The sequence below is a fragment of the Bacillus sp. S2(2019) genome, from assembly GCF_005144805.1.
Taxonomy (GTDB): domain Bacteria; phylum Bacillota; class Bacilli; order Bacillales; family Bacillaceae; genus Bacillus; species Bacillus altitudinis.
Genome location: NZ_SWFL01000001.1, coordinates 827875 through 850848, shown reverse-complemented (window position 1 = coordinate 850848; position 22974 = coordinate 827875). Strand labels below are relative to the sequence as shown.

Sequence of the window (22974 nt, the reverse complement as noted above, 5' to 3'; positions counted from 1 at the left end):
ATGCTGTTTATCGATAACGAGCAACATTATGACCCAATGATTAATTTAGCAATTGAAGAGTATTGCTTAAAATATTTAGATCCAGAAGAAACGTATTTGCTGTTTTACATCAACCAGCCGTCTATTATTATTGGAAAGAACCAAAATACAATAGAAGAAATCAACACAAAATATGTGGAAGACAATGGCATCAAAGTCGTTCGCCGGTTATCTGGCGGTGGTGCAGTTTACCATGACAAAGGAAACTTGAACTTCAGTTTTATTACAAAAGACGATGGGGACAGCTTTCATAACTTTAAAAAATTCACCGAGCCAGTCATCAAAGCGCTTGAAAAGCTTGGCGTCAAAGCGGAATTAAGCGGCAGAAATGACATCATGGCAGATGGGCGTAAAATTTCGGGGAATGCTCAATTTGCTACACGAGGACGTATCTTCAGTCACGGCACCCTATTATTTGATTCAGAAATCGAACATGTTGTCTCGGCATTAAATGTGAAGAAAGAAAAGATCGAATCAAAAGGCATCAAATCCATTAGAAGCAGGGTTGCGAATATTAGTGAACTGATGGATCAAAAGATGACAACAGAAGAATTTAGAAAAATTCTTTTAAGCTATATTTTTGACACGAACGGAGACGTGCCTGAGTATCAGCTGACAGAAAAGGATTGGGAGAAGATTCATGAGATTTCTCGTGATCGATACCAAAAATGGGAATGGAACTACGGCCGTTCACCTAAGTTTAACTTGCAGCACTCTAAGCGTTTTCCAGCTGGATCGATTGATCTTCGATTAGAAGTGAAAAAAGGCATCATTCAAGACTGCAAAATTTTTGGTGACTTCTTCGGTGTAGGGGATATTGCTGATATTGAGAAACGACTCATTGGGCAGCAATATGATCGCAAAACCATTAGTGATGTATTAGAAGACATGGATATGCGCCATTATTTTGGTAACGTATCAAAAGAAGATTTTCTGGATTTGATTTATTAAGCAAGGACAAGCACGGCTAGAGATAGCGGTGCTTTTTCTAATGAAAGAGATGAAAGCGGTTTACATTTGATCTTGTGAATTTTTTCGATTGTCTATTATAATAGAAAGGAGGAATGTTTGGTCATAAAATGAATGGCTATTCATTCATTGATGAAGTATAAGGGGTGGGAGAATGGATTTGATCAAAAATCTTGAGCAGACTGCGATGACCAAGGGAGAGAACGTCGCACTGATCTTTGAAGGGAACAAGTGGACCTATCAAGAACTGATGACAAGTATCGAACGTTTTGCAGATGGTTTAGTGAGCGAAGGGTTTCAAGCGGGAGATCATATCGCGCTGATTTTAGGAAATTCACCGCATTTTGTGATTTCATTTTTTGGTGCATTAAAGGCAGGGCTTGTTGTTGTACCTGTCAATCCAACATATACGCCAAGTGAAATTGGCTATATGCTGGTCACTGGTGATGTAAAAGGGATTGTTGCTCCGGATCAGCTTCTGCCGATATACGAGCAGGTGTATGAACAGCTTCCAGCGATTGAACGAGTCATTATTTGTGCTCAAAATGAATCTGCGTGTAGGTCAAGTTTAAAAGAAGTATCTGATCGTCTTGTTTTCTTCGGAAAGCTTGTGTCTGGAGATGCACCAGAAGCTGAGCATCCTTCCATACAACCTGACGATACGGCCGTTATTTTATTTACATCTGGCACAACAGGAAAACCAAAAGGGGCAATGCTCACTCATGTTAACCTTTATTCAAATGCAAGAGACATTGCGGAGTACCTGTCAATTGATGAGAAGGACAAGGTGATTGCTGCTTTGCCGATGTTCCATGTGTTTTGTTTGACCGTCTGTATGAATGCCCCTTTGATGCATGGAGCGACCATTTATGTCCTGCCGCATTTCAGCCCATCAGAGCTTTTACGAATGATGGAGAAAGAAAAACCAACGCTATTTGTGGGAGTTCCAACCATGTATAACTATTTATACCGCCAGGACGGTCATGAGGAAGCGATGAAGTCGGTGAGGATTTGTATATCAGGCGGTGCGTCCATGCCTGTTGCTTTACTTCACGGTTTTGAAGAAAAGTTCGGTGTCACGGTGCTAGAGGGTTACGGATTATCAGAGGCTTCCCCAGTGACGGCATTCAATCCCCTTGATGGAAAAAGAAAACCAGGCTCGGTCGGCACTGATATTATGAATGTGAAAAATAAGATTGTGAATGAACTTGGAGAGGAAGTTGGACCAAACGAAGTCGGAGAACTCATCGCAAAAGGGCCAAACATTATGAAAGGCTATTATCAAATGCCAGAAGACACAGAGGCGGCCCTGAAAGACGGCTGGCTGTACACAGGAGATTTGGCGAGAAGAGATGAAGACGGATATATTTATATCGTCGATCGAAAAAAGGACATGATTCTCGTTGGCGGGTATAATGTCTATCCAAGAGAAGTAGAAGAAGTGCTTTATCAACATGAAGCTGTAGCAGAAGCCGTTGTCATCGGTGTGCCAGATCCAAACACAGGAGAGGCTGTTGTCTGTTACATTTCCCCTAAGAAACATGCTCACATCAATCAAGAAGACATCATCACCCATTGTTCACGCTATTTGGCGAAATATAAGCAGCCCCAAACGATCCATTTCATTGATAATATTCCAAAAAACACGACTGGTAAAATTTTAAGAAGAGCGCTAAAAGACAAGTACCAAGCAGAAACAAGTAAATAAAAAAAGAGTCTCTTCTTATGAAGAGGCTCCTTTTTGAATCGCTTCTTGTACCTGTTTTCGAAAGGAATTTGACTGTTTTTGATTTAATTCATAATAGGTGCCGTCTACTAAAAAAACAACTTGAGAGCGGTTGGTCCATAGCTGAAAAGAAGTGCCATTTGTCCGTCCAAACATGACCTTGGCGATATAATCTGGCTTTTTTACATTCTTTTTGAGATGGCTGCTTGTTTGTTTCCCTTTGTTTAATTGTTCAATTAGATCCTCAGTTGTATCTTTATCATCTATTTCATAAGAAATGGACTGGTTCGTCGGTGAAAGCAATAATTTCTCTGCTCGATTTTCATCGAAGATGTCACTTGTCCGGCTGAACACATAAAAGAAGGTAATCAGTAAAAGCCCAAAGATCACAATTCCTGCAAGGATTTTCTTCATGATGAACCTCCAACTCACTTTTTTATGGTTAGTTTCTCCGATTTTTGAACAGCATAATCATTTTTTCACTCAAGCTTTTTCAGATAGGGCATGCTATGATGGAGCCACATGAGACAGGTTCTAAACAAAAACGTGCGTGATTACAATAGAGAGAAATGGAAAGGAGGCTGACCAGTGCGAGTACGCAAATGGGTAGCTCTTGCAACGGTAGCATACATATTGTACGGTCTTTTTATTTATTCTTACTTATTTCTAATGGGGGATTCATCTGTCCCTGACAGTGTGAAAGGGACAAGTGCAGACCCGCATACATTTATGACAAGCCATGAGCTTTTGATCAGTGGAAATTACTCGAACATTCGTAACCTGTTGTACTTTATGACAATTCCTTTAGATTGGTATGTCTTTTTCCTTTTGCTCATTTCAGGGTTTTCAAGGAAATTAGCAGATTGGAGCTTGGCAGCAGCTCGTTTTCACCTTGTGAGCAAACTTGTGTATGTGTTTGTGCTGTCACTTTTGACGATGCTGATCACATTGCCGGTCAAGTGGGTGAGCTACCAGTTGTCCTTGTACTACGGTGTTTCAGCACAAAGCACAGCAAGTTGGCTAAAAGACCAAACGCTTGATTTTTGGATTCAATATCCACTGCTTGTTCTATGCGCGATTGTGTTCTTTTGGCTCATTCAAAAGAAAAGGAAATATTGGTGGCTGTATGCTTGGTGTTTAACCGTTCCAGTTACACTATTTCTCTTCTTTATACAGCCGGTCGTTATTGATCCACTCTACAATGATTTTTACCCATTGAAGGATCAAGCGCTTGAGAAAAAGATATTAACTCTTGCAGAGAAAGCACACATTCCAGCAGATCATGTATATGAAGTCAACATGTCAGAGAAAACAAACACGATGAATGCTTACGTCACAGGAATTGGTGAAAATAAGCGTATTGTTTTGTGGGATACGACACTTCAAAAGCTGAAAGACCGTGAAATCTTATTTATCATGGCGCATGAGATGGGACATTACGTGATGAAGCATGTGTATATCGGTTTAGCAGGATATTTAGTGTTGTCTCTGGTTGGATTTTTTGCCATTGACCGTCTTTATTTTTCCCTTTACCAAAAAGGCGCTTCTCCATTTCGTCTGAAGGCACCACATGACGTTGCTGCTCTTCCGCTTCTGTTGATCATTGTATCTATGCTGTCATTTGCTGCTTCTCCTTTTACAAATGCTGTGTCAAGACATCAAGAACGTGCAGCTGATGAATATGCCGTGAATTTGACGAAAGATGGAGAGGCGGGGGTGACGTCATTTCAAAAGCTTGCAAAATCAGGGCTTTCCCAAGTCAATCCGCCACTTTTAGTGAAAATATTCCGCTATGGACACCCAACGATGATGGAGAGAATCATCGATATGGAAAAAGCCGCAAAAAAAGAGGAAACATCGAAAAAGCAATAAATAAAAAATCCGGCTCAGTTCGCCGGATTTTTTTGTCACACTTATTTTAGTTAGAAGCTGCTTGAACGTTAATCAATCCTTTTCCGTAATAGAACGAATTACCAAGCGGTGTTGCCGTATTTTCTAAGCGCTGACGAACCTGAGACGTTGATAGATTCGGATACTTAGAAAGGATAAGCGCTGCTGCTCCTGCTACATGAGGAGATGCCATCGATGTTCCCGTATAAGATGTATATCCACTGCTTGGTACTGTACTTAAAATCGATGTACCAGGTGCAGAAACATCTAATTCAGGACCTGCGCTAGAGGACGAGTTTCTGACATTGTTGCTGTTCACGTTGGCAACAGCAATGGTTGAGTCGTATTTAGCAGGATAGCCAACGGTGCTAGTAGAGCCAGTGGAACCTGAATTCCCTGCTGCGGCAACGACAACTACTCCGCGATTATTCGCTGTGTCTACAGCATTTTTAAGCGCTGTGGAGCCGTTTGGTCCGCCTAAGCTCATATTGATGACATCCATGTTATTGGCAACAGCCCATTCAATACCACTGATAATCCAGCTGTATTGTCCATCGCCGTAACGATCTAACACTTTAACGGCATACAAGGAGGCGCTTGGCGCAACCCCAAGAACACCAATCGTGTTATCAAGGGCAGCAATGGTTCCGGCTACGTGAGTTCCGTGTGATTGAAAGTCTTGTGTGGCATTTGGCTCTGAAGGGACGAAGCTAGCACCGCCTGCAACATTTAAGTCAGGGTGTGCGGCGTGGATTCCAGTATCAAGGACAGCTACTTTGACGTTAGCACCTTTATAACCTTGAGCGTGTACGGCTGGAGCTTTGATTTGAGGGATACCATAAGGGACGGTTTGGGCATATGCTTCTGCTTTGTGGTCTTCTTCTACATAAGCAATGCTAGGGTCGTGTTCAAGTTTTTTTGCGGCTTGTTCAGACATCTTCACTTGTGCAGCATTAATGAGGCGGTATTGTTTTTCTAATTTCCCACCATTTTGTGTCACTGCTTGTTTCTTAGAGCTGTTTGTGGTGGCAGAAGCTTTAAAGCCAACGATATAGCTTTTTTCGCTTTCTGACTTTGAGGCAGTCTCGGCATTTGCCATCGAGCCTCCAAACCCTGCTGAAAACAGAAGAGGGACAGCCAATAAAACACTTGTCATCACATTTTTCTTTTTCACGCACATTCCACATCCCTTTTTCTTATTTCAGAATAATCATCCGTAGTCTATTAGAATGATCCGTTTGATTATTCTGTATTTTCAGTTTAATAGAGATAGGCAAATAAGAGTAGACCTGAATTTTTGTGGAAGTCCTAGCGAAAAATAGGGAATTAAGTCGCTTGGAAATGATGGTAAAATATGTTTATTTTATATTTCCAACGGTTTTCTATTAAAAAAGAATCGTGCTTTTTTTCTCATGATCCATTTGAGGATAAACATTCGATACCCGAAATGCTATAAAATAGGTAGAAAAGGCTATCATCTATTTCGAATTTCGATATAAAAAAATATTATTTTATCATTGTTTTTGACATGAAAAAGAACCTGCTATGAAAACAGGTTCTTTAAGAAGGGGCAGATTGTGTTAAATGGCTGACCACGTTGTAATCGTTCACCTTCCATTCACCATCTGTCCATTCCACATAATTTAAGCAGGCATTCTCAAGTCTTGTATCCTTAATACCCATATGTTCGTCAGCTAGTGAGGTGAGTAAGGCATGGATGGCAGCCCCGTGTGCTACGATTAGTACCCGTTGATCTGGGTAGGTTGCTCTCACTTTTTCGATACCTTCTAGCATTCGATCTTGAAGTGCCGATAGTGGTTCCATATTTGGATACTGTTTATTTGGAAACAGTTTCTGACGTTCCTCAAATGACATGCCTTCAGCGTCGCCATAGTCACGTTCAATAAAATCGTCCATGATCACGAGAGGTGCATGTACATGCTGTAAAATCAAATGAGCTGTTTCTTTTGCCCTTGATAGCGGACTGGAAATGACAACATCCCAGTGGGCATCTTTTAAGTAAAGACCGGTTTGTTCCGCTTGCCATTTACCAGTGTCATTTAAAGGGATATCTGTTCGTCCTTGAATTCGTTTTGCTGCATTCCAATCGGTTTCTCCGTGTCTGACTAGGCAAATTGCTGTCAATCAAATCCCGCCTTTTCTATCTTTTCTTCTATTATACTAAAACAGAAGAAGAATGACTGGATCAGTGATTTGTCAGACTCGTTAAGGACTCGACCGAACTTGCCACTTGGGACACTGTTTGTTTGACTTCTTTCAATTCGTTTAGGAATGTTTGCAAATCTATTTCAATTTTTCCGTTTTGGTTTTTGCTTAAGTTCATGCTGCTGACGATATCATCGAATAGCGAGTTGATTTGGGTCATTTTTTCTTTACTGTCTGTCACAAGTAAATTCACATCAGCAATATGCTGTGACACAATGGCGATTTGTGAATTTGTGTTGTTGACGAGCTCAGATACAGTTGAAACCGTTTTCTTTGTATCCTCTGATAATTTGCGAACCTCGTTTGCAACGACAGCAAAGCCTTTGCCATGTTCACCTGCTCGAGCTGATTCGATTGAAGCGTTTAAAGATAGTAAATTCGTTTGCTCCGCAATACCTGTGACGATCCCAAAAATTTGTTCAATTTGTTTTGCAATTTCTTCTAAGCGTTTAATTTCTGTTTCAATCTTTGTCATACTGCCGTCAATTTGGTTCATTTGCGTCTGCTGAATTTCTAACTCTTTTTTACCGCCAATTGATTTCTCTTCAACTTGTGCTGAAATCTTTGTGCCAGCCTGTGACATATCCGCCATCTCATCAGATTTTGATACAAGTTTGTCCACTGCATTTGTTGTGTTTGAGAAGAGAGAAGCAAGTGAATTAGATGTTTCTGTAATTTTTGTATGAAGCTCTTTTTGCTGTAGTTCTGCTTCATCACGAACTTTAGAGTATTCATTTTGGAACGTATCTAGGACAAGCTGCTGCTCTAGATTTAAAATTTTCGTCGTCGCCTTCACTGCCGTCTGATATTCTTTGAAATCTTGGATATGCTGGGCAAATAAATCCATAATGGATAGCAATAGGTCTTGGAAGGCTGCCATATACCATTTAGGTTGAAGCCCAATTCTTAAATGAACTTGTGCAATTTTAATTCTTTTGGCCACATAAGATTCGTCAATCACACCGGCAAACATTTCACTAATATGAATGCGTAGTGTTTTCTTTAGACGCTCGACTGAGCTGTTATCTTGAATGATGTGCATCAAGGAAGACTCGACTTCTAGGTTTTTATAAAATTTATCGACGATATGTTCAATTTCATCTTGAACGATTGGATTCAGCTGTTTCAAGATAAAAAGGTCTTGCTGCGTCAAATCAATCATTTTAATTTGTTTGGCAATGTCCGTATTCTCCGGAAAATTGATTCGTTTTATCCCATCATCCTGCTGTGTGAAAAAAGCAGTGTTTTTCTTTTTACTCTCTTTTTTAAATAACAATGTGTTTGTCCCCCCATGATCATCAAAAATATCAGACTTTATGTTTTTTATCGGATAATATTGGATTTTTTAAAGGGGAAACAGTGAAATTTTACTGTTCTTTATATGACCTTTTTAGTGGTTTTTTCGCCGGACCTTCTACTACTTCTCCCGTAATGGAGAAACGAGACCCGTGACAAGGACAGTCCCACGTGCGGTCACTATTATTCCACGCGACTTCACAGCCTAAGTGAGTACAGGTTGTATCGACAAGAAAGAGATCGCCGTCCTCTGACTTAAAAGCGCCACATTTTTTGTGCTCATAAGATACAATGCCGCCTTCACCCGGTTTTAAATCATCAATTGTTTGATCAGCTCGCTTTAATTTACCGCTGATCAGCTTCGCTGCAACATTGGTGTTTTCTTTGATAAAGTCTTTTACGAATGCGTCTGACACGAGTCTTGATGGAGTAAAGATGGATTCGTAAGGATTCGATTTTCCTTCGATCAAATCTCCGATCAGTGTTGCTGCTACGTGGCTAGTGGTCATGCCCCATTTTCTAAAGCCTGTTGCCACAAAAATATTCGAATGATGTGATGTCAGGCGGCCAATGTATGGGATTTGATCCATTGTGACCATATCATGCGTGGACCAGCGGTAAAGGACTTCCGTTATGCCAAGGGTCGCTTCACCAAACTTTTCTAGTGCTTCATAGTGTGCGGATTCATCTCCGCCTTGTCCGGTTTTATGGCCTTGTCCACCGATGAGCACGACGTCTTCTCCATGGAATTTTGCTGTTCTTAATGAATGGGCAGGCTGATCAATTCCTAAGTACATGCCGTCTGGAAGCGGTTTTTTTGTTTTGGCTGCGACGACATAAGATTGCTCAGGATGGATTCGCGTGAAATACAGTCCTTTGCCATCGTAAAAAGGAAAGTGTGAGCATGAAATGATAGAGCGCCCCATCAGATGATGGCCACTTTTTGTGATGACAGCAGGGTGTTTTCCTTCTTTTACATCGACTGCCGTTGTCTGTTCAAATATGCGCACGCCTCTGTCAATGAGCTGATCGATCAGTGCATGAAGATAATGAAGAGGATGAAATTGTGCCTGCTGCGTCATGGCGAGGGCTGCCTTGATGCCAGCATCAAACGGGAGCGCTGTTTTCCATTCGCGATCGATACCGAGCTGTTTGTACGCATCTAATTCCTTCTTTAACTTTTTGACGCCGTTTTCTTCTGTTGTATAAAGATAAGCATCTTTTACCTCAAGATGACAATCAATGTCATACTCTTTCACACGTGCTTGGATGAGTTCCTTTGCTTTTTCATTTGCTTCTACATATAAACGGGCTTTCGGCATACCAATATGTTGAATCAGATCATGATAGTACACATCATGCTGGGAGGTAATTTTCGCTGTTGTATGTCCGGTGGTTCCTTGCAATACTTGATCAGCATCTATGATGATGACATCCAGTCCGCGTTCTGTCATTTCAAATGCAGTAGCGATACCGGTAATACCAGCACCGACAATGATGACATCTGCTGTAAGATCTTCGCTGACAGTAGGAAAAGAGGGCTTCTCACTATCAGCTAGCCATAATGACTTTGCTTGTTCCGATCCTTTATGTTCTTGTTCCATGTTGTCGCCTCCAGTCACTTGTTGTGTATAATTTTTCCACGATGCTGAAAATCATACATTTTAATGAAAACAAGAGCGAAATACATAAAAAAATGAGCAACACATAAAAATAAACGAGATAAAAAGGAAGGAGTGGTCTGACGTGTCAACAAAGCAGCCAAAGAAAACGTTACCGCCTCAGCATCAGAACGAACGTCCAGGACTTGAATATAAAATGAACCCTAGACCTATCTTTGATCGAGAGGTGCAAGGCAAAAAGCTGACAGGGAAAACGGCGATTGTCACAGGTGGAGACAGCGGGATTGGAAGAGCAGTATCTGTCTTATTTGCGAAAGAAGGAGCCAATGTAGCGATTGTTTATTTGAATGAACATCGTGATGCGGAAGAAACGAAGGACTATATTGAAAAAATGGGAGGTCGCGTTATCTTAATAGCAGGTGATCTAGGCGATGAAGCTTTTTCACACGAGGTCGTCAAACAAACAAAAGATGCTTTCGGTTCGATTGATATTTTGGTCAACAATGCAGGTGAACAGCATCCGCAAAAAAGCATTGAACAGATTACCTCTCACCAGCTTCTTCGGACATTTCAAACGAATATATTTGCCATGTTCTATTTAACAAAAGCGGTGCTCCCTCATTTAAAAAAAGGAAGCAGTATTATTAATACAGCATCGGTCACTGCTTATAAAGGTCATGAAACCTTAATTGATTATTCATCGACAAAAGGGGCGGTTGTAACGTTTACAAGATCATTATCTCTATCTCTGATTAAACAAGGGATTCGGGTAAATGGGGTAGCGCCTGGACCGATTTGGACACCGCTGATTCCATCCACATTTACGGAAAAGGAAGTGTCTGAATTTGGTGGAGATGTCCCAATGGAGCGGCCTGGTGAACCAGTAGAGTTAGCGCCGAGTTATTTATTTTTAGCGAGCGAAGACTCTTCTTATATAAATGGACAAATGATTCATGTGAATGGCGGAACCATATTAAATGGATAAAAACAAAAAACTTGCGGTAAAGAGACAAGTTTCTGTCTCTCTGCCGCAAGTAAAATCATCATGATTGATGTAAGCAATGTTCTGCATATTGAGCTGACAGGTCATTAAAACGCTTTTCATCACGCTGATCTAGCGCCTTGTCAATCTCTTCTCTAAGGAAGGTTAAGCGCTGTTTATAAAGCGCCTCATCTAAAACCATTTGAATATAAATGTCTAAAATAGTAACGCCATTCTCTTCGGTTTTTTGGGTGTTGCGGGACTTCATGAGCTCAGCATACGTTTTTTTCTCTTTCATAAAGAATCCCCCCGATGCCTTTTTTATAGTATATGGATTGGCGGAGAAAAAATCAACAAGAATTTATAATTTTTAGACAATTTATTTTTGAGCCATATCGACACCCCTTGTCCAGTCGACAAGATGCGATATATCTTTAAAAATGGCTTTTAGATAGATCGAATGTACTAAAAAACATGATAAAAAGATAATTTTAAATAAATATTGAAAAAATCCTGTCGTTTCTTATACGTTGGTGATAGATTAATAGTATCTAAAATAACCAAAAATTAACACAGGAGGAAATGAAGTGTCAGGAATTAGTGAAACACCATTAGATTCATACGTCATTAATCAAACAACAATGGCGGTCCTTCCGGTTGAAGAAGGAAAACGTGTATATTCAAGAGTGATCGAAAGAGAGACAAGCTTTTATGTTGAATTAAAGCCGCTGCAAATTATAGAACGCAGTTGCAGGTTCTTTGGCTCAAGCTATGCAGGCAGAAAAGCGGGAACATATGAAGTAACAGGTATTTCCCACAAGCCTCCCATCGTGATTGACTCATCCAATCATCTGTATTTCTTCCCAACCTATTCATCCAACCGCCCTCAATGCGGATGGATCTCCCACAAATACATTCATATCTTTCAGGAATCATCCCTCGGAGACACGGTTGTTACTTTTACAAATGAGCAATCGGTCAAACTAGATGTCTCATATAAGTCATTTGAGAGTCAGGTACACCGAACAGCGTATCTCCGAACGAAATTTCAAGATCGACTTGATGGAGGTCTTCCTAAGAAACAAGAATTTATGCTGTATCCAAAGGAACAGCAGCTCAATCTTGTGTATGATTTTATCTTAAGAGAACTTCGTAATCGTTATTAGTGAGAGACCAGCGGCAGACAGCCGCTGGACTGCTTACTCATTGCCATCACTTTTTTGCAGAAAAAACCATTGATTATCGTATAAAAAAATATATAATTTATCTATATCGTATAATTTTTTATACAACGAAAGGGGTCATGGGGATGATGTATGAAGAGCTGGATACGCCGGCACTACTCATTGATAAAAGGGTGATGATGGAGAATGTAGCGGCGATGCAGCAATACGCAGACCGTCAGCATGTCAAATTGCGCCCTCATACGAAAACGCATAAAACGCCTGCACTTGCCAAGCTGCAGGAAGAGAAAGGTGCATCTGGCATTACGGTGGCGAAAGTAGGAGAGGCTGAAGTAATGGCAGCCCATGGGCTCAAGGATATTTTTATCGCCAATCAAATTGTAGGTGAGACTAAACTCAAGCGGATTCGTAAACTGGCAGAGTCGATACAGATTTCATTCGGTATAGATTGTGTTGAGCATGTGAAGCAGATTGAGCAAGTCTTTCGTGAATCAGAGAACAAAGCGGAGGTTTTAATTGAGATAGAGGTTGGAGAGGGAAGGTCTGGTGTCATTGAAGAACGTGATTTCTGCCACATATTAGAGGCGATTCAAACAAGTGATGCCGTTCATTTAAAGGGGATTTTTTCTCATGATGGTCATACGTATCAAGCCGAAAGTAAAGCACATTGCCATACATTATACAATGAGGCTGTAAATCGAACGCTCCGTTTTGCGCAGATTGCAGAAGAAGCTGGTATGCCGATAGAGGTCGTCAGTATTGGATCAACACCGCCATTTTTATTTCAATTTGATATTCCAGAAGGAGTCACAGAAATACGGCCAGGCACATACATCTTGATGGATGCTTCCCAGTCCAATGTAATCGGCACATATTCACATTGTGCAGCATCTGTGCTGACAACGGTCATTAGTAAACCGACAGAGCGCCGGGTGATTACAGATGTAGGGGCCAAGGGGCTGACGGCACAAACACGTACAAAAGGGCTGACCAAAACAGAGGGCTTAGGCAAAGTGAAAGAATATGATGATGTATTTGTTTCAAGCGTATATGACGAGCATGCCATTATCTATCATGAAGGCTTTCGTCAAAGTGTACAGATCGGTGAGAAGGTGCAAATTATTCCGAATCACATCTGTCCTGCTGTGAATCTTCATGAAAAAGCATACCTCATTCAAGATGGCGAAGTGGTAGAAGAGCTGGAGATTGCTTGTAAAGGAAAGCTGCAATAAATGGGTAGGGTCATAAAAGGCGCCGAAAGGGGTCTTTTTTATTTGAGAAAAAATGACGACGATGAAATAGATTGAAACCAAATGTGCCTTTCTCGTCGTCTATTGACTGTATCATCATGAAATGGCAGGGAAATGTGAACCATTAGAAGGATTTTCATTCATTTCCGCATAAATCACAGAAGTGATACATGCGGTCTGTTACAATAAAAATAAGTCATTTCTTGCAAGGTGTTCGTATGAGGTAAAAGTTGATCATATTTGACCGATATGAACAAATGGGAAAGAGAAATGGGGGCCGTGTATGAAAAAACGATGGCATTTGATGCTGCTATTTACCGTGACAGTGACACTACTCACGGCCTGCAATCAAGCAGGTCAGCCGCCTTCAAAACAAAACACAAAAGAAGCTGCGTATGAACAATGGGTTCAACGTTATATGGATGAGTTAAATGAAGCATATGAACACATGACCGATCAATTTATTTCAGATGGACATGGAAAAATTCAAGTCAATGAAAAATTGACAAAAGCGACGAAAGCATTCGACCGTGTCATTCAAAAAGGGCTTACTCATCAAGAAGTGCCAGCTGTGTATCAAAAGGCAGACAAACAATTAAAGACAGGTCTTGCTTCATTTGAAAAAGGAGTTAGCAAGGTAGAGCAGCTGTTAAAGCGTCCTGATCAAGAAAAGCTGTTTATGTCAGCCACTCAACATTTTCAAGATGGATTGCAAGAGACAGCCTCTTTCATTGAAGAAGTAGGAAACGTTCAGCAATCACAATGAAAAGCCTGGAAGAGAGACTTCCAGGCTTTTTCAGATGTGCAGTGTTTGCTTTAATCGGCGTACACCTTCTTGAATCATGGCTTCATCCGTACAGGCAAAACCAAGCAGCAACCCTTTCCTTTTGCTTTCATAACAATAGGGGCTTAATGGATAAATGCCGACACCTGCCGCTTTTGCGGCCTCAATCGTACCTTGTTCATCAAAGTCTGATGTTCCTTCCAAAAAGACGTGAAGGCCTGTATCAGTTCCATATAAACGGAAGTGTTTGTCAAAGTGATGTGTCAAAAGAGCATCCATCATCGCTGCCTGCCGTTTTTTATACACCTGTCTCATCCGCCTGACATATCGCGTAAACTCGCCTTCTCTGAAAAAAGAGGCAAGAGTGATTTGCTCCATGATCGGCAGCTGTCTTTGAATAAGTGATTGCAGTGCAGCGATTTCTTTGATGACTGCTTTGGAGCCGATGATGGCAGCAAGGCGGATGCCTGGTGCAAGCACCTTGGAAAAACTGACAATATAGATCACATGATCGGGTGCTTCTGAAAATAAAGAAGGAAGCGGTCCGCCATGATAACGATAATCCCCATCAAAATCATCTTCTAATATGTAAGATTGAGCCTTCGCAGCAAACTGCAGCAGCTCCCGTCTTCTATTGACGCTCATACAGACACCGGTTGGCCGCTGATGAGAGGGCGTTACAGCGATCAGCTTTGTACGTTCTGGCAATGTATTCACCATCATTCCTTCTTCATCGACTGGTGCGGGGTAAATATTCATTTCGCGATGTAAAAAGGACAACCTAGCTCCAGGAAAACCAGGATCTTCAACAGCGACTGTATCTCCTTTTTTGAGCATGACTTGTGAAATTAAGTCAATGGCTTGCTGTGTGCCCCCTGTTAACACCATTTGGTCTTCTTCTATATCAATGCCGCGTTCAACCGATAAGTATTGGCGAATTTCTGAACGCACTTCCCATAATCCATGCGGAGAAGAATAGCCCCAATCTTTCATATTTAAGCGCTGTAATGCTTTTAGAAGCGAGCGTTTCCATATGTTTTGAAAATGGTCGTCGATGGCTGGTTCTTGATGGCGGAAATCAATCTCAAGTGTGTCATGAAATTGATTGGCCGAGAGCCAGTGATCCATTTGTTTTTCAGCCTCGTCAAAGTGAGGTCTTATCGGAAGTGCAAAAGGCGGTTCGTTTTGATGTGGGGGAGAAGCAGCATAGTGATTACTTGAAATGACCTTTGTCCCGCCTCTTCTAGAGGTGCTGACATAGCCTCTTGCTAGCAGTTCATCATAGGCAAGCTGTACGGTGGATCGAGATACGTTGAGCTCTTGTGCTAATACTCTTGTCGGAGTCAACTGATCATCAGGATTCAGTGTGTTTGTATGAATTTTTTGAATGATGCCATTGACGATTTGCTGCCAGAGCGGGGTAGAGCTGGAACGGTCTAAATGAATGTACACAGTGCACCTTCTTTTCTTTGTCATGTCATCATTGATGATGACATGGAATTATGGACTGGTCAATAGCTTCATTTTTGGATGTGGGAAGAAATCCAAATGATGTGTACACTGGTTCATATCATTTACACAGAGGAGAGAGTCCCATGATTCCTGCATCAAAAGAAGAAACAGCACAGCTATCCATGATTCCGTTTGTGTTCGTTTTATTTAGCCTTTTTATGATTACAACAGCAGTGAACCTGCAAGTCCCTCTTTATACGGAATATGCAGAGCAGGCAGGATACGGAAAGGCGTCAACAGCCCTTGTGTTTGCTGCGTATGTTTTCGGACTGATTCCAGTATTACTGTTACTTGGCGGCATGTCTGACCGGGCTGGACGAAAACCGATTTTATTGATCGCACTTTGCTTTTCATTATGTGCCACCCTGCTCATGATCGTGCATCCGACCATCCAAATGCTCTTTGTCGCCCGGCTGCTGCAAGGAGTGGGACTTGGGTTAAGTGTTGGCACATGTACTGCCTACTTGATTGCTTTATATCCAGAGAAATCGGGCTGGATCCCAACGTTTATCGCATTATGCAGTTCAATTGGATTTGGTGGAGGTGCTCTTTTTACAGCGATTCTTTCTTTTGAGCAAGTGTCACTGACGCCTCTTAGCTATTGGATTGTGTTGGTCTTGATTATGTTGACGATTGTTGCTGTATTCTTTTTGGTGCCGCCTGTACAAGGGGATGCAAGTAAACCGCTAATGAACATGCCGAGGTTTCCAAAAGGGACAATGCCTGCGAACATAGCCATTGCTATCGCATGGTCTGTGTGCGGTCTTGTCATTTCGATTTTGCCAGCACAGCTTAAATTAAATGGCTATGAATTGTGGGTAGGCCCGGCGCTGTTTTTTATTAATATGGCAGGTGTTCTGATGCAGCCTTTTGTCCGAAAGATGAATAGCAGTGCAGCGCTTCGTATCGGTTTTATTTGTCTTCCGTGCGGATATGGCCTGCTGTTATTCGGTGCTAATAGCGGGTCTATATTCCTTGTCCTTGCTGGAACTCTTTTAGCGGGCACAGCTTGCTATGGATTTACTTACTTAGGCGGTCTCCAGCTGATTGTTGAGAAAGGGAAGAAGGAAGCGGCTAGAGCCGTTGCTGGATATTACTTGTTTGCGTATCTAGGTCTTGGCATACCAAGTGTGTTCGTTGGTCTCTTTGCTGATATGTACGGTACTCAGACAGTGTTAACGCTCTTTTTCATGCTCGTGCTGGCAGCCTGTCTGATCTTGTTTAGTTTAAGTTTCAGAGAGAGGCAAAAGTGAAATGGATTCTTTCTCTTTCCTCTCCAATTCGTTTAAAATAAAGACAGAAGAGGGGGAGGAAAATGAAAAAAGTACAGCTAAATGGAGCGATGTGCAGATCACAAGAGGAGCTTCATGATCAACTAAAAACAGTGTTACAACTTCCTGATCATTACGGGAAAAATCTTGATGCCCTTTGGGACTGTTTAACAGGAGAAGTGAGCTTGCCTGTAGAGCTTACATGGATTCATTATCAAGCAAGCAAAGACGAGCTTGGTGATTATGCAGAGAATTTGCGGCAGTTATTTCAAGAGGCTGAAGAGGAACTGCAAGGGCAGTTTCAATTGAATATTGAAGTGTAAAAAAGCAGCTGATCCTAAAAGCTGTTTTTTTATGCAGTTTTCACCCTTTCTCATTCTACTATTGAATATTTCACTAAATATGATAATATATGAACTGCCGTTAATTGATAATGATAATCATTTGTGGCAGAGAGCTTGATAGAAAGTGTGAACCCTGTATGAAGTTGTACCAATTAAGTTTGTTGTTTGTGTGTTTGGCATGTGCGTCGCTGTTTGTCGGAGTACAGGACCTGTCTCTTTTACAGTTGTTTCATCTATCAGATGAACAAATGAACACCTTATTTTCAAGTCGCATCCCGCGGCTGATGAGTATTGTGCTTGCTGGCATGAGCCTGAGCTTATGCGGTTTTATCATGCAAAGCATGACGAGAAATAAATTTGTCTCTCCAACGACTGCAGGAACAATGGATTGGGCCAAGCTGGGTATTTTAACCGCTATGCTTGTTTTTACACAGGCAAGCCCGCTGATGAAAATGGCGATTGCGTTTTTATTTACGTTAGCTGGCAATCTATTATTCTTAAAAATTCTACGCCATATTAAGGTGAACGATACGATCTACGTACCGTTAGTCGGCTTAATGTTTGGCGGAATTGTTAGTTCAATTTCCACGTTTATAGCCTATAAATATGATTTGATCCAAAACGTATCCGCATGGCTGCAAGGGGATTTTTCTCTTATTGTTCAGGGGCGTTATGAACTGCTCTATGTGAGTGTTCCTCTATTGATCATCGCGTATTTATATGCTGACCGCTTTACAGTGGCTGGTATGGGTGAGAGCTTTGCCGTCAATTTAGGTTTAACGTATAAACGTGTCATGGCAGTTGGTTTGGTGATTGTTTCGATGATTACTTCTGTAACGATTTTGACTGTTGGCATGCTACCTTTCCTCGGCTTAATCATTCCGAATATTGTATCGATCTACCGAGGGGATCACTTGAAAAAGAGCCTTCCGCATACGGCTTTATTAGGGGCCATTTTTGTGCTCATATGTGACGTGCTCGGACGAGTGATCATTTATCCATATGAAATATCTGTCGGGCTTATGGTCGGCATCATTGGAAGTGCGATCTTCCTGTACATGTTATTAAGGAGGAAGCGCTATGCATAAGAAACGAACATTATTTCTCATTGCAGCCATTGCAGTCGTATTCGTTGTCATCTTCGTCACCTTTCAAATGGGGTACTGGGAGTACACAGTGCCGAGCCGTTTAAAAAAGGTGCTTGCCATGACTTTGACAGGAGGCGCGATTGCCTTTTCCTCTGTTGTGTTTCAAACATTGACCAATAACCGAATCTTAACGCCAAGCATTTTAGGGTTAGACGCGCTTTACTTGTTTTTGCAAACGGCAATTATTTATCTTTTTGGATCGACCAATTTGATGATCGCGAATAAGAACCTGAATTTCTTTCTCTGCGTTGGATTAATGATTCTGTTTTCTGTGCTGCTCTATACGGTCATGTTCAAGCGCAAAAACAAGCATATTTTCTTACTCCTGCTTGTCGGGATTGTGTTTGGAACATTGTTCAAAAGTCTTTCTTCCTTTATGGAAATGCTCATTGACCCGAATGAATACCAAGTCGTACAGGACAAGTCCTTTGCCAGCTTTAATCACATGAACACAGATATTTTACTCTTCGCTTCTCTTTTATTTGCGGCACTTTGTCTTTATATATGGACCTTCCGCGCGAAATTAGATGTCATGTCGTTAGGAAAGGAACAGGCTGTGAATCTCGGGATTGACTATGACAGGATCACAAAAAAGATGCTGATCGTCATTGCCGTCCTTGTTTCTATTGCGACGGCCCTCGTCGGCCCGATTACGTTTCTTGGCTTACTCGTTGTAAATGTGGCAAGAGAGCTGTTTCGTACATATCGGCACACGTACTTGCTATTAGGCTCGTTTTTCATTAGTGTCATTGCGCTTGTAGGCGGGGAATTTCTTGTGGAAAAGGTATTTACGTTTCAAACACCGCTTAGTGTGCTAATTGATTTAGTCGGCGGACTGTATTTTATTTATCTACTTTTAAAGGAGAGTCGTTCATGGTCGTGATGAAGGGAGTCAGTAAGACATATAACGGAAATACAGTGCTTCACGAAACAACTGTCAGTGTAAAAAAAGGACAGCTGACTTCTCTCATTGGTCCAAATGGCGCAGGCAAAAGTACGCTTTTGTCCATCATGAGCCGCCTGATTCAACCTGATACTGGGGAAGCTTATTTAGAGGACAAACCTTATCGTGCCTACTCTCCTCAGGAGCTTGCGAAAAAAATGAGCATCTTGAAGCAGTCGAACCACATGAGTGTGCGCCTGACCGTTCGTGAGCTTGTCAGCTTTGGCCGCTTTCCTTACTCTCAAGGCCGCTTGACAAAAGAAGATGAGAACATGATTGATGTGTCGCTTCAATACATGAGACTCGTCGAAATCCAGCATCAATATTTAGATGAACTAAGCGGCGGACAAAGGCAGAGAGCCTTTATTGCCATGGTGCTGGCTCAGGATACGGATTATATTTTCTTAGATGAGCCTTTAAATAATTTAGATATGAACCATTCAGTTGAAATGATGAAGCTGTTTCAGCAGCTCGTGAAAGATCTTGGAAAAACGATTGTTGTTGTTCTCCATGATATTAACTTTGCATCTGTCTATTCAGATCACATCGTCGCCTTAAAAGAGGGTCAGGTAATCAAAGAAGGAAGCGTTGATGAAGTGATTCAAACAGAAGCACTTGAACACATTTATGACATGCGCATACCGATCGAAGTCATTCGTGGTGAGCGTATTTGCTTATATTTTTCTTGAAAAAATGAAGAGGTGATCAATCATGAAAAAATGGATTTGGATGATAACAGTATTAACAGCGATTGCTGTCCTTGCTGCCTGTGGTAACCAAGGAAAAACAGCGGGAACGAATGAGGAAACCGTAACAGTAAAGGATATGTTGAATAAAGACGGTGTGAAGGTCAAGAAAAACCCGAAAAAAGTCGTCGTCTTTGATATGGGAAGTCTCGATACACTTGATAAACTTGGTGTCAACGTGACAGCCTTACCAAAACAAGTGATTCCTCACTATTTATCTAAATATGAAAGTGACAAATATGAGAATGTCGGCGGCTTAAAAGAGCCAGACTTTGAGAAAATTGCAGAAATCAAGCCTGACTTGATCATTATTCAGCACCGTCAAGCAGATGCATTTGATGAATTTTCTAAAATTGCTCCGACGATTTATATGGATGTAGATAACGCTAACTATATGGAATCATTTAAAAAGAATGCTGAAACATTAGGAAAGATTTTTGATAAGGAAGACCAAGTCAAAAAAGAACTTTCTGCTATTGATCAAAAAGTAGATGCATTAAAGAAACAAGCAAAAGAGTTAAAGAAAAATGGTCTCGTCATCATGGCGAACGACAGCAAAATGACGGCATTTGGTCCTAAGTCAAGATATGGTCTGATCCATGATGTATTTGGCATCACACCAGCAGATCAAAAGCTAGAGCCATCTGATAAACATGGACAAAGCATTTCGTATGAATATATGGTCAAAACGAATCCAGATTACTTATTTGTCGTGGATCGCGGCGCGGCGATTGGAGAAGAAACGTCTGCGAAACAGCTTGTTGAAAATGATTATGTGAAATCAGTCAACGCAGTGAAAAACAATCATGTGGTGTATTTAAACTCTGACATGTGGTATTTAGCAGGCGGCGGCCTTGAATCATTGAATGCGATGATTGATGAAGTGAAAAAAGGAATTGAACAAAAGTAATGGATGAAAAGAAGACAAAGAGCTAAAAATAAGCTCATTTTAGCTCTTTGTCACAATCAGAAGCTGCTCATTTTGAGCAGCTTTTTTATTGTGGATACATAAAAATATGTTGCGTGCAGGAAACTTTCATCAAAATATGTTATAGTGGAACCTACATTGTGAGACTAAGATAGAGTGAGGGTTCGGAAAGGATGAAGGAGAAAACAAGATCAAAAAGAAGGCTAAGACCTTGGGTGAAAGTCGTGCTGTTTATCATGGCATTTGTCATGATCATGGCAGTATCTGTCACAGGATACGCATACTATAAAATTTCAAAAGCGTCGAATAAAGCGCAAGTATCTTTAGAAAGAGGAGAGACCTCGCAAAAGCGTGTGAAAGCTTTTGATCCAGGAAAGGATAGCTTTTCGGTGCTGCTCTTAGGGATTGACAGCCGTCCAGGTGAAACGGTAGACGAAGCAAGAAGTGATGCGGTCTTACTGGCGACGGTGAATCGAACAGACAAAACGATCAAGCTCCTAAGTATTCCTCGTGATTCTTATGTTGATATACCGGGGAGAGGATATGATAAAATTGCTCACGCCCATGCGTTTGGGAGTGCAGATTTATCAGTCAAAACGGTAGAGAATTTGTTAAACATCCCGGTAGACTATGTGATTGCAGGAAACTTTAAGGCGTTTCAAGACATTGTCGATGAGCTAAATGGAATTGACGTATCGATTGAAGATGAAGGCATTGCAAAACAAATGGAAAAGGATTCAAAAGGAAAAGTTCATGTGGAAACAGGCACGCATACGCTCAGTGGTGAAGAAGCATTAGCGTTTGTGAGAACGAGAAAGGCAGATAGTGATCTCATGCGCGGAAAGCGCCAAATGGAAGCACTTCAAGCCATCTTTGAAAAATCCAAATCCATTTCTTCCATACCGTCTTATGACAACATCATTGATACACTTGGGGATAACGTCTCCACCAATTTATCCATGAAACAGTTGATCGGTCTATTCCCGTTACTGAGTTCATTAAAATCAGTGGATACCATCCAGTTAAAAGGGCACGATTACCAGCATGGGAATGTGTATTACTTTGAGTTAGATGGACCAGGATTAGAAGAAGTGAGACAAGAGCTGAGAAAACAGCTCGAATTATCATAATGGAGAAAGAGCCTGCCACTGTGGCAGGCTCTTTTTAATAATAGAGGGTTGCAGGCATCGTTGGGTACCACACACCATTTAAAGCAAGCGCCCAGCCATACACCTTTTGACCTGATTCAATCTTGTCCTTTACCGAAGTGAGCGCTTCGTATGAAGAGACTTGATAAGCCTGTCCGGTTTTTTTAGCGACAATGACCGATAGAATATTGTCATTGAATACACTTGGCTCTTCGTCCGTACTCGTCCAAGCAATTCGATTATAGTAATTCATGTTAAAAGGATTTTCGAGTGCTTTCACTTCAAACTTCACTCGTTTTCCAACGATAGAAACCGTTGTATAGGCTACACTTGTTATTTGTGCAGATGTTGCTGGGGCTTGTTTTCCTGTTTGCAGTGGTTCTAATGCTGACACTGTGCTTGGCACAAGTAATCCTGCTGCTAAGGTGAGTGCTGTTATTTTTTTGAACATTAGTTTTTAACCTCCTAATTTTTGGTATAATAATCAATTCGCCAAAAACTGAAGAGTTCCTTCTATAAATGTAAAATATAACCATATTATTTTCCTGAATGGAGGAAATAATGGGTGAGCATTTCTTCTACACGATGACGTATACGGGGATTAAAATATTTATGCTTTTCTTCATAGCCATTGATCAGAAATAAATATGTCGTAAATCCTTCATCGTGTTCAATTTGCTGTACGTTCATTTTTTCTTTACGCAACTGTTGTTTCAGTTGATAAAGGGCTTTTTGTGCTTCTTTTAATGAAGAGGTGACTAGCTGAATATATGGTTCATTTAGTTTGAATGTTTGATGTTTTTTAAGGTACGTCAAATCACGATTGAGGATGGAGATGACCATTGGAAGAAAGATGGCTTGTTCCATCATCTGAAGTTGTACGCTTGATAATCTCGTCATGTCCATGCCTGCTTTCTTTATATATAGAACATTTGTTCTTATTTATTATATCGGATGAGTTAAAAA

General features: G+C 41.1%; 23 protein-coding genes. 14 read left to right on the top strand and 9 right to left on the bottom strand.

Features of this window, described 5'->3' with window-relative positions; all coding sequences use genetic code 11:
• Both lplA and FBF75_RS04330 read left to right on the top strand, forming a co-directional pair.
• Window positions 1-990 carry a lipoate--protein ligase gene (gene lplA, locus FBF75_RS04335; RefSeq protein ID WP_008348846.1) on the top strand — a complete coding sequence of 330 codons (990 nt, stop codon included), beginning with the start codon at window positions 1-3 and terminating at the stop codon, window positions 988-990.
• Between the two features lie 172 nt (window positions 991-1162).
• Window positions 1163-2716, top strand: coding sequence for a fatty acid--CoA ligase family protein (locus FBF75_RS04330; protein WP_060780940.1), 1554 nt, complete (start codon window positions 1163-1165; stop codon window positions 2714-2716).
• A 15-nt stretch (window positions 2717-2731) separates the two neighbouring features.
• Here the strand turns inward: FBF75_RS04330 and FBF75_RS04325 are convergent, their stop codons facing one another.
• A complete protein-coding gene (locus tag FBF75_RS04325; RefSeq protein ID WP_007497192.1) occupies window positions 2732-3148 on the bottom strand; it encodes a YhfM domain-containing protein in 417 nt (138 codons plus the stop codon).
• A 174-nt stretch (window positions 3149-3322) separates the two neighbouring features.
• Here FBF75_RS04325 and FBF75_RS04320 point away from each other — a divergent pair, with 174 nt between their 5' ends.
• Window positions 3323-4606, top strand: coding sequence for a M48 family metallopeptidase (locus FBF75_RS04320; RefSeq protein WP_136944469.1), 1284 nt, complete (start codon window positions 3323-3325; stop codon window positions 4604-4606).
• Window positions 4607-4652: 46 nt separating this feature from the next.
• On the opposite strand, the gene FBF75_RS04315 is transcribed toward FBF75_RS04320, so the two are convergent.
• The 4 genes from FBF75_RS04315 to FBF75_RS04300 form a co-directional block, all read right to left on the bottom strand.
• Window positions 4653-5798 carry a serine alkaline protease SapB gene (locus FBF75_RS04315; protein WP_008348814.1) on the bottom strand — a complete coding sequence of 382 codons (1146 nt, stop codon included), beginning with the start codon at window positions 5796-5798 and terminating at the stop codon, window positions 4653-4655.
• A gap of 386 nt (window positions 5799-6184) precedes the next feature.
• A complete protein-coding gene (locus FBF75_RS04310) occupies window positions 6185-6769 on the bottom strand; it encodes a histidine phosphatase family protein (RefSeq protein ID WP_025207047.1) in 585 nt (194 codons plus the stop codon).
• A gap of 61 nt (window positions 6770-6830) precedes the next feature.
• A complete protein-coding gene (locus FBF75_RS04305) occupies window positions 6831-8192 on the bottom strand; it encodes a globin-coupled sensor protein (RefSeq protein ID WP_370539267.1) in 1362 nt (453 codons plus the stop codon).
• A 25-nt stretch (window positions 8193-8217) separates the two neighbouring features.
• Window positions 8218-9750 carry an FAD-dependent oxidoreductase gene (locus FBF75_RS04300; protein ID WP_025207048.1) on the bottom strand — a complete coding sequence of 511 codons (1533 nt, stop codon included), beginning with the start codon at window positions 9748-9750 and terminating at the stop codon, window positions 8218-8220.
• A 142-nt stretch (window positions 9751-9892) separates the two neighbouring features.
• On the opposite strand from FBF75_RS04300, the gene FBF75_RS04295 reads away from it, so the two are divergent.
• Complete coding sequence (locus FBF75_RS04295) at window positions 9893-10753, top strand: SDR family oxidoreductase (protein WP_017366957.1); 861 nt, start codon at window positions 9893-9895, stop codon at window positions 10751-10753.
• A gap of 58 nt (window positions 10754-10811) precedes the next feature.
• On the opposite strand, the gene FBF75_RS04290 is transcribed toward FBF75_RS04295, so the two are convergent.
• Complete coding sequence (locus FBF75_RS04290) at window positions 10812-11048, bottom strand: IDEAL domain-containing protein (protein ID WP_008348804.1); 237 nt, start codon at window positions 11046-11048, stop codon at window positions 10812-10814.
• A 289-nt stretch (window positions 11049-11337) separates the two neighbouring features.
• On the opposite strand from FBF75_RS04290, the gene FBF75_RS04285 reads away from it, so the two are divergent.
• The 3 genes from FBF75_RS04285 to FBF75_RS04275 all read left to right on the top strand — a co-directional run bounded on the left by FBF75_RS04285 (window position 11338) and on the right by FBF75_RS04275 (window position 13950).
• Window positions 11338-11916: a competence protein ComK gene (locus FBF75_RS04285; RefSeq protein ID WP_046526639.1), complete on the top strand. Its 579-nt coding sequence runs from the start codon at window positions 11338-11340 to the stop codon at window positions 11914-11916.
• A gap of 143 nt (window positions 11917-12059) precedes the next feature.
• Window positions 12060-13166, top strand: a complete 1107-nt coding sequence (locus FBF75_RS04280) for an alanine racemase (protein WP_025207097.1) — start codon at window positions 12060-12062, stop codon at window positions 13164-13166.
• Window positions 13167-13467: 301 nt separating this feature from the next.
• Complete coding sequence (locus FBF75_RS04275) at window positions 13468-13950, top strand: hypothetical protein (protein WP_025207098.1); 483 nt, start codon at window positions 13468-13470, stop codon at window positions 13948-13950.
• 30 nt (window positions 13951-13980) lie between these two features.
• Here the strand turns inward: FBF75_RS04275 and pdxR are convergent, their stop codons facing one another.
• On the bottom strand, window positions 13981-15420 hold the full coding sequence (pdxR, locus tag FBF75_RS04270) for a MocR-like pyridoxine biosynthesis transcription factor PdxR (protein ID WP_169476044.1): 1440 nt from the start codon (window positions 15418-15420) through the stop codon (window positions 13981-13983).
• 143 nt (window positions 15421-15563) lie between these two features.
• Between pdxR and FBF75_RS04265 the strand changes: the two genes are divergently transcribed.
• From FBF75_RS04265 to FBF75_RS04235, 7 genes are all read left to right on the top strand, one after another.
• A complete protein-coding gene (locus FBF75_RS04265) occupies window positions 15564-16733 on the top strand; it encodes an MFS transporter (protein ID WP_017360232.1) in 1170 nt (389 codons plus the stop codon).
• A gap of 62 nt (window positions 16734-16795) precedes the next feature.
• Entirely contained in the window at window positions 16796-17074 is a 279-nt protein-coding gene (locus FBF75_RS04260) for a barstar family protein (RefSeq protein WP_025207101.1), read from the top strand.
• A gap of 158 nt (window positions 17075-17232) precedes the next feature.
• Complete coding sequence (locus FBF75_RS04255) at window positions 17233-18183, top strand: ABC transporter permease (protein WP_017366964.1); 951 nt, start codon at window positions 17233-17235, stop codon at window positions 18181-18183.
• Window positions 18176-19126: an iron chelate uptake ABC transporter family permease subunit gene (locus tag FBF75_RS04250; protein WP_008348643.1), complete on the top strand. Its 951-nt coding sequence runs from the start codon at window positions 18176-18178 to the stop codon at window positions 19124-19126. The genes FBF75_RS04255 and FBF75_RS04250 overlap by 8 nt, the downstream gene beginning before the upstream one ends.
• Window positions 19117-19875, top strand: a complete 759-nt coding sequence (locus FBF75_RS04245; protein WP_056705126.1) for an iron ABC transporter ATP-binding protein — start codon at window positions 19117-19119, stop codon at window positions 19873-19875. Before FBF75_RS04250 ends, FBF75_RS04245 begins: the two co-directional genes overlap by 10 nt.
• Before the next feature lie 22 nt (window positions 19876-19897).
• Entirely contained in the window at window positions 19898-20842 is a 945-nt protein-coding gene (locus FBF75_RS04240; RefSeq protein WP_129548218.1) for a siderophore ABC transporter substrate-binding protein, read from the top strand.
• Between the two features lie 191 nt (window positions 20843-21033).
• Complete coding sequence (locus tag FBF75_RS04235) at window positions 21034-21990, top strand: LCP family protein (RefSeq protein ID WP_136944467.1); 957 nt, start codon at window positions 21034-21036, stop codon at window positions 21988-21990.
• A 34-nt stretch (window positions 21991-22024) separates the two neighbouring features.
• Here the strand turns inward: FBF75_RS04235 and FBF75_RS04230 are convergent, their stop codons facing one another.
• On the bottom strand, window positions 22025-22459 hold the full coding sequence (locus FBF75_RS04230; RefSeq protein WP_008348634.1) for a hypothetical protein: 435 nt from the start codon (window positions 22457-22459) through the stop codon (window positions 22025-22027).
• Window positions 22460-22545: 86 nt separating this feature from the next.
• Window positions 22546-22908: a YhjD family protein gene (locus FBF75_RS04225; RefSeq protein WP_017360224.1), complete on the bottom strand. Its 363-nt coding sequence runs from the start codon at window positions 22906-22908 to the stop codon at window positions 22546-22548.
• Window positions 22909-22974 lie beyond the last annotated feature (66 nt).